This window comes from candidate division WOR-3 bacterium (genome assembly GCA_011052815.1).
Taxonomy (GTDB): Bacteria; Hydrothermota; Tepidihabitantia; order SM23-42; family SM23-42; genus DRIG01.
The window spans coordinates 1-12,746 of the sequence record DRIG01000082.1 but is presented as its reverse complement, the minus strand read 5'-3'; the positions used below and the strand labels follow the sequence as shown (position 1 = coordinate 12,746).

The 12,746-nt window shown below is 43.4% G+C and carries 11 protein-coding genes, 1 tRNA gene and 1 other RNA gene; 10 read left to right on the top strand and 3 right to left on the bottom strand.

Annotation, left to right across the window (positions count from 1 at the left end):
* The 8 genes from ENI34_07525 to ENI34_07490 form a co-directional block, all read left to right on the top strand.
* Positions 1 to 243: TGS domain-containing protein (locus ENI34_07525; GenBank protein HEC78973.1), on the top strand; the 243-nt coding region annotated here is incomplete at its 5' end.
* A gap of 32 nt (positions 244 to 275) precedes the next feature.
* Positions 276 to 1,226 carry a thiamine-phosphate kinase gene (gene thiL, locus ENI34_07520; GenBank protein ID HEC78972.1) on the top strand — a complete coding sequence of 317 codons (951 nt, stop codon included), beginning with the start codon at positions 276 to 278 and terminating at the stop codon, positions 1,224 to 1,226.
* 141 nt (positions 1,227 to 1,367) lie between these two features.
* Positions 1,368 to 1,717, top strand: a transfer-messenger RNA (tmRNA) gene (ssrA, locus tag ENI34_07515).
* Positions 1,718 to 1,801: 84 nt separating this feature from the next.
* A complete protein-coding gene (locus ENI34_07510; protein ID HEC78971.1) occupies positions 1,802 to 3,085 on the top strand; it encodes a hypothetical protein in 1,284 nt (427 codons plus the stop codon).
* A gap of 63 nt (positions 3,086 to 3,148) precedes the next feature.
* On the top strand, positions 3,149 to 4,237 hold the full coding sequence (gcvT, locus tag ENI34_07505; protein ID HEC78970.1) for a glycine cleavage system aminomethyltransferase GcvT: 1,089 nt from the start codon (positions 3,149 to 3,151) through the stop codon (positions 4,235 to 4,237).
* Positions 4,238 to 4,293: 56 nt separating this feature from the next.
* A complete protein-coding gene (gcvH, locus tag ENI34_07500; GenBank protein HEC78969.1) occupies positions 4,294 to 4,680 on the top strand; it encodes a glycine cleavage system protein GcvH in 387 nt (128 codons plus the stop codon).
* The gene (locus tag ENI34_07495; protein HEC78968.1) at positions 4,680 to 6,023 is read left to right on the top strand and encodes an aminomethyl-transferring glycine dehydrogenase subunit GcvPA; all 1,344 of its coding nucleotides are present in this window, start codon (positions 4,680 to 4,682) and stop codon (positions 6,021 to 6,023) included. The genes gcvH and ENI34_07495 overlap by 1 nt, the downstream gene beginning before the upstream one ends.
* Positions 6,024 to 6,043: 20 nt before the next feature.
* Complete coding sequence (locus tag ENI34_07490; GenBank protein HEC78967.1) at positions 6,044 to 6,814, top strand: TIGR00282 family metallophosphoesterase; 771 nt, start codon at positions 6,044 to 6,046, stop codon at positions 6,812 to 6,814.
* Between the two features lies 1 nt (position 6,815).
* Here the strand turns inward: ENI34_07490 and ENI34_07485 are convergent, their stop codons facing one another.
* The 3 genes from ENI34_07485 to ENI34_07475 all read right to left on the bottom strand — a co-directional run bounded on the left by ENI34_07485 (position 6,816) and on the right by ENI34_07475 (position 9,534).
* Positions 6,816 to 7,331 carry a nitroreductase gene (locus ENI34_07485; GenBank protein HEC78966.1) on the bottom strand — a complete coding sequence of 172 codons (516 nt, stop codon included), beginning with the start codon at positions 7,329 to 7,331 and terminating at the stop codon, positions 6,816 to 6,818.
* 39 nt (positions 7,332 to 7,370) lie between these two features.
* Positions 7,371 to 7,444: transfer RNA gene (locus ENI34_07480), tRNA-Arg, on the bottom strand.
* 794 nt (positions 7,445 to 8,238) lie between these two features.
* Positions 8,239 to 9,534 carry an HD-GYP domain-containing protein gene (locus tag ENI34_07475; GenBank protein ID HEC78965.1) on the bottom strand — a complete coding sequence of 432 codons (1,296 nt, stop codon included), beginning with the start codon at positions 9,532 to 9,534 and terminating at the stop codon, positions 8,239 to 8,241.
* A gap of 80 nt (positions 9,535 to 9,614) precedes the next feature.
* Here ENI34_07475 and ENI34_07470 point away from each other — a divergent pair, with 80 nt between their 5' ends.
* Together ENI34_07470 and ENI34_07465 are read left to right on the top strand one after the other, a co-directional pair.
* A complete protein-coding gene (locus ENI34_07470; protein ID HEC78964.1) occupies positions 9,615 to 12,377 on the top strand; it encodes a PD-(D/E)XK nuclease family protein in 2,763 nt (920 codons plus the stop codon).
* On the top strand, positions 12,367 to 12,746 hold a 380-nt coding region (locus ENI34_07465; GenBank protein HEC78963.1), incomplete at its 3' end, for a hypothetical protein. The genes ENI34_07470 and ENI34_07465, both read left to right, overlap by 11 nt.

Genomic DNA, 12,746 nt, shown 5'->3' with positions numbered 1-12,746 from the left:
TTATTTGACGAGTTGCATATCATCAGGGTTTATACGAAAAAGATCGGCAGACCCGTGGTAAGAAATGAACCGATTGTGCTCAAACAGGGCACGACCGTGCTCGATGCGGCTGAACACATTCACAAAGACTTTAAAAAGAATCTTAAATTCGCCCGACTCTGGAGTGATAACGGATATTCAGGCCAACGTGTTGAAAAGCACCATATTTTAACCGACGGCGATGTCATTGAATTTCATGTATAGAAGATTTCTGAATATCATAAGAGGAAGGAGAGGTGAAAAAAAGAAGAGATAGGAGAGGCGGCGAACTGGCGATCATCGATTTCATCCGAAAAAGATTTCCGACCACGAGAAGGGAAATTGCAAAAGGAATCGGCGATGATGCAATGGTCTTGCGCAGCGGCTTTGTCGTTACGACCGATTCCTTTTTTGAAGGGGTGCACTTTGACCTCGAATATTTTTCAATGTACGCCCTGGGTTATCATACCCTTTGTGCGAGCCTTTCAGATATCGCCGCAATGGCCGGTTCACCTGTATGCGCACTTATTTCTCTGAATCTTCCCGAAACGATCAAACTACAGGAGATAGAAGAACTCTATGACGGTTTCCAGAAGGTCGCGAGGAACTACCGATTCGACATCGCGGGCGGTGATGTCGTCACCAGCCCCTGCTTTGGTTTGACGATCGCGGTCATCGGTAAGACCAGAACGCCGGTTCTGCGCTGCGGCGCAAGACCCGGTCAGGCACTTTACGTCACCAACTTTCTCGGTCTGGCAGAGGTCGGCCGGTTGGTTCTTAAAGAAAAGATGGTACGGAAAGATTATCCGCATTCGATCAAGCGGCATCTTTTCCCTGAACCGAGGATCAAAGAGGCACAGAGACTGCGCAGGTTCATAAGCGCCTGTATTGATACTTCAGACGGTCTGTCCACTGATGCCCTGCATCTTGCCGAAGAGAGCAGGGTGAAGATAGTGATTGATGCAGAATATATTCCCATTCATTCTGAACTCGGTGAGTTCTGTAATATAAAAAAGATCGATCCTCTGCGGTTCTTGTTATCGTCGGGTGAGGATTTTGAACTGCTCTTTACCGCTTCAAGGCCGCCGAAGGTCCCGGGCTTGAAGATTTTCAAAATCGGCAGGGTGATGAAAGGTCGGGGTCTGTATCTGTCGGTCAGAGGAAAGACAAAGCCTCTTGAGCCCACCGGCTATGAGCATCTGGTGTAAACAGACGACTGTTTTCTGCAGGGTGAAGAATTGAAGATTGAAGAAGATCTGACCCCATCAGCTATTGACAACCGTCGGTTTTTTGCTATAATATAATTAGAAAAGGCGAGTACAAATAAGCGTTGTGTAATAAAAATTTATGGGGGCGATCGGTCTCGACGGGACGAATGAGATGAATGAGGGCATACCGAGGGTTCTGGCCACCTCGTTAATCCGACCTGAGAAAAAAGATCCTGAAATGGGATATGCTTTAGCTGCATAAAGATTGCAGCTTCGTCTGCCTGAGTGGCCAGCCCAGCTCAGGGCCAGGCGTCATATAGGGCTGAAGCCCATTAGTTCCCGCCTTTGGAATTAATGGGTCATTCTGAAAAGGCTATCTCTTGTCGACCTGTCTCTTGGTGACGCAAGAGGAGATTCGTAAAGAGACTAAGTATGTAGTCCTCTTCATTGAAGCGTTTCGGACGCGGGTTCGATTCCCGCCGCCTCCATCAAACATTTTATTTCCCCCCGCATTTTGGAAATATGCATCCCTGTTGAATCTATTGACAGATTGTGGTATTTGCTTATAATTGCCCGTGCTTGTATCACTGCTCTTATTTATTTATACTGTAGATTCTCCACTTGTTATCAGTGAAGTGATGTCCAATGTCAGGGGTTCAGAATCAGGAGCCGGAAGTCCCGGTGACAGAAACGAATATATCGAACTCTATAACCAGAGTTCTGATACGATCGATCTTGCTCTTTTCCATTTGTCTGATTTTGACGCCGAAGACAGCATCTGTGCCTGGACCGATGAGAGACTCCTTATTAAATATCCCGGGCTCAGAATTTATTCTACAAAACTTTATCCGTTTTCTTATTGCCTCATTCTGGACAGGGAATATACGAGCGATACGACCACCGGCGGTTATGTACAGCCGTATGATTTTCCCGACTCGCTGCTTGTCGTCACGACCGCCAATACGACGATCGGAAACGGCATCCAGAATTCCGATCCCCTGATCGTTTTTTCAAATGCAGCAGGATGCACCACATCATTCGGCACGCCTTATGACAGCTCTGATTTTTTTCCTTCAGATCCAGGTGATGGAATATCATGGGAGAGAATCGACCTTTCATTACCTGATGAAGTGAGTAACTGGCATCCTTCACTCGATTCCTCCGGAGCCACACCCGGGAGGGAGAACAGCACCACTGATGCGTTTGATCTTGCTGTTGACTCGAAGTCCATCTTTTTCATCCCTGCAGAGCTCAAATCCGGCGAAGATGTCACGATCAGTGTGAGGATCAAAAATTTCGGTTTACGGGCGACGGACGAATATGAATTATTGATATTCGATGATTTAAACCGAGACAGTATCCGGCAGATAGATGAGCTGGTGTCCTGTATTTCCGGAGAGATGGTTAATGCTTTTGACAGCGTGGTTCTATTTTATGTCTATGAAACTCCTGCCCAGGGCATCCATCCACTCGGTTTTGAAATAGCTTTTTCCGAAGACAAAAATCCAGGTAATAATCTGGCATTTAAAGAGTTGACGGTGACAGGGGAGATTGGAGAATTGGCACTCTCGCCCAGTATTTTCACGCCTGACAATGACGGCTGTAACGACCGTCTGCAGATTGATTACAGACTGCCGCAGCCGGGAGGGTATCTGACGATAACGGTCTTTGACGCGCGGGGAAGGCGATTGCATAACATCTTCAAGAAAGAGTTCTGTGCAGAGGACAGGGGTACTGTGTACTGGGACGGCAGCGTCGGTGTGAAAGAATTTCCTTCGGGAATGTATATCGTCTATCTTGAATATCGTTATAAGGATCGCATCACAAAGGCAAAGAAAACCGCTGTTTTAGCGAGGTGAAACAGGCGGTATTTTGACGCTGCGTCTTATTGACTTTTCCGTTTTTTTGGGTATAATTATTCTATGTTAAAGAAGACTCCTTTTTATGAACAACATATAAAAAATAAGGCAAAAATTGTCGAATTTGCAGGTTTTTTGATGCCGGTTCAATTTGAAGGTATAATTCCCGAGCACCAGGCTGTCCGGAACTCAGTCGGGGTTTTCGATGTTTCTCATATGGGTGAAATCGAGATCCGGGGTCCGGAAAGAGTGAAATTTGTCAATTATCTCACGACAAATAATGTGGAGAATCTGGGCCTGAATCAGGTTCAGTATACCACGATGCTCTATCCCGATGCCGGTATTGTTGATGACCTTTTAGTCTATAATCTCCAGGACAGAATATTACTGGTTGTTAATGCTGCGAATACTGACAAGGATTATAAGTGGATTTTAGAGAATAAAAAATTCGAGGTCGAAATCAAGAATTTGAGCGACGAGATAGGACAGCTGGCAATTCAGGGACCGAAGGCTGCAGATGTTATGCAGAAAATCTGTAAGTGCGACCTCAGTGGATTGAGGTATTACTGGTCCACAGAGACGATGATAGAGGAGATTCCCGTGATTTTATCACGTACGGGTTACACAGGAGAAGATGGTTTTGAGGTTTATCTTGCCAAGGAGAACGCCGATCGTATCTGGGAACTGATTTTCGACGCCGGCAAAGAGTTTGATATTAAACCAATCGGTCTGGGTGCACGGGACACCCTTCGTTTTGAGATGAGATACTGCCTTTATGGTAATGATATCGACAAGACGACCAATCCCTTAGAGGCCGGACTGGGATGGGTCGTCAAACTTGATAAAGGTGATTTCATCGGCAAAGAAGCTTTGGTAAAGATAAAAGAATCAGGAATAAAGAGGAAGTTGGTCGGTTTTGAAGTGGTGGATAAAGGTATTCCACGACCTCATCAGGAAATCCGCGACGGACAGAAAAAGATCGGTTTCGTCACCTCAGGGACATTTTCACCGTCCCTTAAAAAAGGGATCGGTATGGGATATGTTGATTTACCCTTTAATAAAAGCGGTACAAAGTTGAATATAATAGGAAAGAGAATCATCCCGGCTGAGGTGATAAAGGGACCTTTTTATAAACATGCCAGTCATAAATAGGAAAATTCTGCATATCTACATACTGTTTTATAACATATAGCAGATAAGGAGGTATAATGGCAAACATAATAGAGGGACTGAGATATACCAAGGAACACGAGTGGGTCAAAATTGAAGGTGATGTGGCAATCGAGGGAATAACCGATTACGCTCAGTCAGAACTCTCTGATATCGTGATGGTCGAGCCACCGCCTGTCGGCAAAAAAGTCAAGGCGGGGGAGGCTGTCGGAACGATCGAGGCGGTAAAAGCAGTGAGTGATATTTTTGCGGGAGTGAGTGGCGAGGTGATTGAAGTCAATGAAAAAGTGGTTGCCGATCCTTCAATAATCAATAAAGACCCTTATGGTGAAGGATGGCTGTATAAAATCAAATTGGACGACACCAAAGAATTCGAGACACTTCTTTCGCCTGATCAGTATAAAGAATTGATTGCTCAGCACTGATGCATTATCTGCCCCTTACACCTCAGGATGAAAAGGATATTCTTCAGAAACTCGGAGTCGGTTCATTTGAAGAGTTGATCGATCGGATAATACCGAAAGAACTTCAATTTCACGGAACCTGCGGACTTCCGTCGGCTTTGAGCGAAAATGACGTGCGCAGGATTCTTTATCAGTTGGCCGGGGAAAATTATAACAATATTGACTATCTCTCTTTTATGGGGGCGGGGGTTTACGACCACTATATTCCTGCGGTTGTGGATAGTCTGATTTCACGAAGTGAGTTCTATACGGCATACACACCGTATCAAGCCGAAGTTTCCCAGGGCACGCTTCAGACGATATTTGAATATCAGAGCGCTGTCTGCGAACTTACAGGAATGGAGATCGCAAACGCCTCAATGTACGACGCCGGTTCTGCTCTGGCAGAGGCGTGTCATATGGCTTACACTATCCGGAAAAAGAAGAAAGTTATTCTTGCTGATTTGATTCATCCTTTTTACCGACGGATTGTTCACACCTACACGCGGGAGTGCGGGTTGGAGATAATTCCCTGTGCTTCAAAAGAGGGAGCGGTCGATATGGAGTTGCTCAGCGGTCTTATCGATGAGGATACCGCCTGTGTATGTGTCCAGAATCCGAACTTCTATGGTTATTTAGAAGATATGCAGAAGATAGAGAAGATTGTTCATGAAAAGGGCGCTCTTTTTATTGCTGTGATCGATCCCATTTCCCTGGGTGTGATAATTCCACCCGGTGAATACAACGCCGATATCGCTGTAGGTGAGGGGCAGTCACTCGGTATCAGCCAGGGGTTCGGTGGTCCGCTTCTCGGCATCTTTGCGGCAAAAAAGGAATATGTGCGTTCCTTACCGGGCAGGATCGTCGGTGAGACTACGGATGTGGAGGGCAAGAGGGGATTTGTTTTGACCCTTCAAACAAGGGAACAACATATAAGAAGGGAAAAAGCGACGTCGAATATCTGTACCAATGAAGCGCTCTGTGCCTTGAGTTCCTTGATTTATCTTTGCTGCCTCGGTAAACAGGGAATAATCGATATCGGAAATCTCTGTGTTTCAAAGAGTCATTATCTTTATGCGAGAATAAAAGAATTAAAAGGAATCAAACCTCTCTTTAAACGAGAGTTCTTCAAAGAATTCGCTGTAGAAACAGAAAAACCGTCAGCAGAAGTCGTCGATGCACTTCTTGAATATAAAATATTCGGAGGTGTACCTCTTTCAATATTTGAAAAAAAGCAGGATAACGGACTTTTAATCTCGGTTACTGAAAAGAGAAGTAAAGAGGAGATAGATAGATTTGTAGACTGCCTGTCTCAGGTTCTCTAAGAGATCCGAACTTTTGAAGAATGAAAGTTCTCTTCATCGGTGACATAATCGGTAAACCCGGAAGAACCAGACTCATTAAATATTTACCTGAGGTGATAGAGAAAGAGAACATCTTTTTCACTATTGCTCAGGGTGAAAACCTCGCCGGCGGGATCGGAATAACCGAAGAGACCGCAAAGAAGTTGTTTTCGTGCGGCGTTGATTGTATCACTACAGGTAATCATGTCTGGAAGCACAAGGCGGTCTATAAATATCTTCAGGAGGAAACACGTTTATTAAGGCCTGCGAATTATCCGGAAGGTACACCGGGAAGAGGGTATTTTATTTATGAAAAAAAAGGTGTCAAGATAGGGGTGCTGAATCTTGAGGGAAGGATTTTTATGAAACCGCTGGAAAATCCATTCGTCGTCGGCAAGAGGATTGTCGAAATGATTCAGCAAGAAACCCCGAATATTTTTGTCGATTTTCACGCCGAAGCAACGAGCGAAAAAAGGGCGCTTGCTTTTTATCTTGCCGGTGGAGTTACCGCCTTTATCGGAACCCACACGCATGTTCAGACGGCGGACGAAACGATTATCGATAATAGAACCGCCTATATCACCGATGTCGGAATGGTGGGATCCGCTGATTCGATAATCGGTGATAAAAAAGAGGAGATCATACAACATTTTTTATTTCTGCTTCCGCAGAAATTCAAGATTATGAAAAAGGACATTCTCGCCAATTGTGTAATTGTTGAGTTTGACGAGAATACAGGTGGAGCAGAATCAATCGTCAGGTATAATTTTTAATTTAATATTTATCGTACGACACGATTTCTTCAATGGATTTTCTACCTCTGTCTTTGGGCTCTTCAGCAGGATAACCTATAGGAGTAAGCGCCACAACCTTCACATCATCAGGGACATTCAAAATTTCTTTGACTTCTTTTTCAACAAATGCTCCAATCCAGCAGGTGCCGAGTCCTTCATTGGCCGCCGCCAGGATTATGTGATCCATTGCGATCGCCAGATCAACGGCAAAGGAACTCATGTATCCGCCCATTCTACCCCAGGCGATCTTTTCAAGGGCACAACCGACGAGTATTACGTCTGCATCGGCTATCCAGGTCTGCCCGCGACTCGCCTCGCCGATTTTTTTCTTTATCGCCGGATCTTTCACGACGATGAAACGCCACGGCTGGATGTTCTTTGCGGATGGAGCGATTCTTCCAGCTTCGAGAATGCGGTCCAAGACATCCTGAGGAATCGGGTCTGATTTGTATTTTCTCACGCTCTTTCTTTTCTTAATGACTTCATAAAATTCCATTTATGACCTCCTCGTTGAAATGATTTTTTAAATTCGCCACGCGCCCGAGGCGATTCGAACGCCTAACCTGCGGAGCCGGAGTCCACCGTTCTATCCGATTGAACTACGGGCGCAATATGGGGGATTCTCCCCCCTATTCTCCACTCAGTTTTTGTAAACGGCGACAAAAACATTCGTGGAGACCTCACACCCCCCTACCACCTGCGATCTCTGATCTTTTTATCTGATGTGAGACCGCCGTGGACGATACCTTGCACAGACGCCGTTTCATTACGCTAACAGATTCGCCAAGGAGGGATTCTCCCCCCTATTCTCCACTCAGTTTTTGTAAACGGCGACAAAAACATTCGTGGAGACCTCACACCCCCCTACCACCTGCGATCTCTGATCTTTTTATCTGATGTGAGACCGCCGTGGTCGATACCTTGCACAGACGCCGTTTCATTACGCTAACAGATTCGCCAAGGAGGGATTCTCCCCCCTATTCTCCACTCAGTTTTTGTAAACGGCGACAAAAACATTCGTGGAGACCTCACACCCCCCTTTTTTTAATTCAAATTATATTGGATTTTTTATTATTGTCAATATCACCACGATTCCTATTTTTGCGGTTTGGTGAATTGAGGATTTGAGCCAAATGTGTATTGACAATTTTGAAATTATAAATAGACTAATTATGGTTGGTTGAAATTCATCTTTATCAGAGAACGGAGGTCAGATTATGAAGATCATATTAATAACCTTAGGGCTTGTTTTGTTGATATGGGTGATTTCTTTGATCATACAGAATCGGGACAGGAAAATCCGTGAGAAGATCATAAAAGAACATCTTGAAGAGAAGAAGAAAGAGGAAGAAGCCCAGAATCAGAGCCCGTTCAGGGAATGATGATTTAAGAAATCTTGTTTTTCAGGCGGTTGAAAGTGCCTTTATGAAGATGTCGACGACTTCCTCATCCAATTGAGAACCCCGGGCGAGCTTTAATTCTTTCAATGCCTGCTTCTTGGATTTTGCACGGCGATACGGTCTTTCTGAACGCATCGCATCGTAAGTGTCAGCGACCGCAAGAATCCTCGCCAGCAGTGGAATCTCATCCTTTGTCTTACCATCCGGATATCCCTTACCGTCCACCCGTTCGTGATGGGCGTAGATGATATCAAGAATCTCTTTGAACTCACTCACCGTACTTAAAATATTTTTACCGATGATCGGATGTTTCAGTATATGTTCACGTTCTTTTTTGGTAAGATTTTTCTTCTTGTTCAAAATCCCGTCAGGAATACTTATTTTTCCGATGTCGTGGAGCAGGCATGCCTGCTTCAATAATTCTATTTCTTTGTCAGGGAGATTGAGCGCCTGGGCGATCTTCGTAGCATAGTCCATGACCCGAAGAGAATGTCCCGCTGTATAGTGGTCTTTCGCCTCCAGGGTTTTGGCGATCAGGTGGACGAATTCCAGAAAGTCTCTATTTGATTTTTCAACAAGCTTTTCAATCTCTTCCTGGGATTTTGTGAGATTGGTAAAAGCCCAGGTGTATTGCGAGAGAAATGTCCATCCAAAGGATAAAGAAGTGATGAATATTCCGAAGATGAAGGGATTTGGAATGTCGGTGATCAACGGTTTTCCCGCGGTGATTCCGAGAAAATCGATGATTCCGGAAGCAATGCCTATTCCCATTCCGATGATCAGCGGAAGATAATAGACTTTCTTGTTGAGTTTTTTCCTGGCGGCGTTCAATATGTGGATATAGAAGTATACAATAATCGCCAGGACGATCAGGATTAGATAAGGATAGATGTTTGACAGTTCAGCTTGTTTAATGCCCGTTTTGTATATCACGCGGTTCTTAATTATAAAATCCGTGAAGAATGTAAGAAGAATGAAGAGGATGGACAGCAGATTCAGTCCTATTTGAATTCCACGATTGATTTTTTCTCTGGTGATCGAGAGGGTGAAGTGAGGCAGGGTGTATATGTAACTGAAGATGCTCGCATAGAGCAGTTTACTCCAGAATATGATGGCATGGGAAGACGGACGGAGTTTCAGATGAGACATACTGAAGAGGACGAGGCTGCCGCTTAAGAATAGAAGGCTCGCATATAAGAAATCTTTCGCCCGCTTGTTGGAAAAGTAGAGATAGAGGAGTCCTAAAAAGAAGAGGGTGGTGATGCAGCTGAAGGTGAGGTAAAATTGACGCAGGAACATTTAGATAATAATATATAAATTTTTAAAATTGTCAAGTTGAATAAGGTTTGACATTTCGGGAATGATATTTATAATAGGATATGCCGGAGAAGAGTGTAATCAAGGCGATTCCTGTTGAGTTACCGTTTCTGCGTATCCTGGCGGAATATCTCAAGGAAAGATACAAAGACTGGTCACCGGATTTTTCAAAAATTTTATTGATCTTTCCTTCCCAGCGCAATAAATTTTATTTCCGACGGTATCTGCTTGAATGTTCCAATATCTCCGCTGTCATACCTCCGGCAATGAAAACGATCGACGAGATCATGGAGGATATTTTTGAATATTGCGGCGGCAGGAAAGGAAGGCGTTTGAATATGATTGAACGCAACTTTATTCTGAAACAGGTGATTGATTCTTTAAAGATTGAATTCTGGCAGGAATTACCTTTTTTGAGATTTATCTCGATCGGCTGTCGCCTGCTCGGTTTTTTTGATGAACTTGCAAAGGAACTTGTGTGCTTTGAGCGGCTTGAAGAGGAGATTGTTTCAGGACATTACCCGGAAAGATATGTGAAGAACGAGCTTTTCATAATAAAAAGCGTATATCAGAAGTACAGAGAAAAGTTGTCGGCTCTTGATTATTGCGATGATATTGATAAGTATGACCTGATTCATCAGAAATGTAATATCGAGTTTTTAAAAGCTTACAAATATATCGGTATAGCAGGATTGGTTGCAACCACGGCGGTGGAGAACAGGGTGATTCAAAGGATATTGCAAGAACTGCCGGCGGAGTTGATTCTTCATACTTCTTTAAAGAACGATGATAAAGATGTGGATACGACGTCTCCTTTTTATCTGCATCATAAAATGCTTCAATCCGTTGTGCCTGACGGAAATTATGATATTCAATTTATCACCGAAGAAAAATCGCCGCCACCGGTCTATCATATCAAGAGGACGGAAACAGAATTTCAGCAGACTTTTTATCTGCAGCAGGTTCTTCGTAAGATAAAAGGACGATACGAACCTCATCGTATCGCCGTTATTCTCACGGATGAGGGGATGATTTACGCCGTTGCCGAGAGTTTGAAAACCGTAGGCTGCGAATATAATATCTCAGCAGGTTTGCCTTTTACTCAGTCGATACTCTATTCTTTTCTTGACCATTTGAAGGATTTTGTCGATTCAAAATTCCATTATAAAGAACTTTTTTCTTTGATTAAACATCCTTTATTCAAAAACGCCTCGTTCCAGGATAAACCCCTGCGGCCTATAATATATCAATTCATACAGTTTATGGTCGAGAAAAAACAGAATTATTTTATCCCTGATCAGAGATACGACGAAACTTTTGACCCCTTAATTCACTTGATTAAATATTGCATCAAGACGGTCAGCGCCGACCTTTCTCTGAGTGATTATGTTGACAATCTTACAACGATGTTGAATACGATTCTTTCCTGCAATCAAGAGTTCATAAAAAGGGCATCGCCTGACATAGATGAATTTTTAGAGTCTCTTCATCGTTTTACAAAACTCCGTATACCGGAAGGGATGATTAAGGGTGGTCTTGGAATCCTTGAGTTTCTTTTACGACTTATCCAGGATGAAAGATTCAATTTAATCGGAGACCCGATGAAAGGGGTGCAGGTGATCGGTCTTCTCGAAGCCAGGAACCTGGACTTCGACTGTATTATTATCCCTTCGATGAATGAAGGTATTTTTCCGAAATACAGTGAAAAAGATTTGTTCGTAAACCAGTCGGTTCGCAGACAGGTCGGTCTGCCCTATGATAAAGAGCGTGAGAATCTTTATTATTACTATTTTACTGAAATGATAAACAGCGAAAAAGAAGTTTTTCTTTCATATATTGAGGAAGAAAACAGGAACATCCGCTCCCGATTCATTGACTTCCTCGAGGAGGATAACATTCCTGTGGATAGGAGACCGATTTTGTTCGACAATACAGCAATCAAAACTCCGGAGGGAAGCGTAAAGAAAAAGCGCAATGTTCTCAACCATCTTTATCATTTGATCTCCAGCCGGGGGTTGACACCGACGAATTTAAAGGATTATCGTGAATGTCCCTATCGTTTTTTTCTGAAGTATGTCGCGGCGCTGAAAGAACCTGTGGAAATAATCGAAGAGGCGGGTGCGCGCGAATGGGGCAGGATATTGCATGGAGCGTTGAGAAATTTTTATAAGTACCGATTTCCTGAAGGGCTGGGAGAGAATCGATTAGAAGAAGCAAAACAGTTGTTGTATAAAGAGGTTCAAGAAGTTTTGCGACGGGAACTGGCGCAGAAACCGACAGAGGTGACGTTCTTTGATTTGGAGATTTACCGCAAGAGATTGGATAAGTTCCTGGAACATGAGGTGACAAGATTCAAAGAAGGGTATAGAATCAACAATCAAATATTGGAAGAACGCGTCAGTCATACGGAGATCATTGGTAATATAAAAGTTAAGTTGTACGGTTATACAGATAGGGTTGATATGTATGACGACAGGTATTATATAATCGATTACAAAACAACGGTTCCGGAAAAGAAGAAATACCGATTGGGAGAAGATTTCGTGGAATTTCAGCTTCCTTTATACGCATTACTCTTAACCGGCAGATCACCGGAGATGATTTGTGGATTGGCTTATTATGAAATTTCCAAATCCATCAGAATCATCGAAATAACCGATAAAGACTCGGTCGCTCGATATCTGGCTGAATTCAAAGAAGAGATTCTCCTGCCGACGATCCGTGAAATCCTGGATGAATCAATTCCTTTTTCCCGAACCACTGATCAGAAAAATTGTACTTTCTGTTTATTTAAAGATTTGTGCGGAGTGAATTATGAGCGATAGAATACGCAACATCGCACTCATTTCTTCTGCCGGCGCGGGTAAAACCCACGCCCTTACGCTGCGGTTCCTTTTTCTCTATCTGAACAAAAGAAATTATCCGCTTGATTCATTATACGGTATCACCTTTACCAATGAAGCCGCCTTTGAGATGAAAGAGCGCATTTTAAGATACTTGAATCTGTTGATCGAAAATAACCCGAAGAGTGAATTAGAAGAGGATGTTATAGAGTATTTTCAAAAGTATTTCCCGAATTTGAAAGAACGGGCACGCCATAAAAAGAGATACCTGCTCAATAATCTTTCGGAATTGAATATCAGTACTTTTCACAGCCTTTTTGCTTCATTTCTTTCAACCATTCCTTTTGCCGC

Coding starts and splice junctions, on each gene's coding strand:
- gcvT (HEC78970.1), top strand. CDS start 3,149: ATGTTAAAGAAGACTCCTTTTTATGAACAACATATAAAAAATAAGGCA.
- ENI34_07485 (HEC78966.1), bottom strand. CDS start 7,331: ATGGAATTTTATGAAGTCATTAAGAAAAGAAAGAGCGTGAGAAAATAC.
- gcvH (HEC78969.1), top strand. CDS start 4,294: ATGGCAAACATAATAGAGGGACTGAGATATACCAAGGAACACGAGTGG.
- ENI34_07495 (HEC78968.1), top strand. CDS start 4,680: ATGCATTATCTGCCCCTTACACCTCAGGATGAAAAGGATATTCTTCAG.
- ENI34_07470 (HEC78964.1), top strand. CDS start 9,615: ATGCCGGAGAAGAGTGTAATCAAGGCGATTCCTGTTGAGTTACCGTTT.
- ENI34_07475 (HEC78965.1), bottom strand. CDS start 9,534: ATGTTCCTGCGTCAATTTTACCTCACCTTCAGCTGCATCACCACCCTC.
- ENI34_07490 (HEC78967.1), top strand. CDS start 6,044: ATGAAAGTTCTCTTCATCGGTGACATAATCGGTAAACCCGGAAGAACC.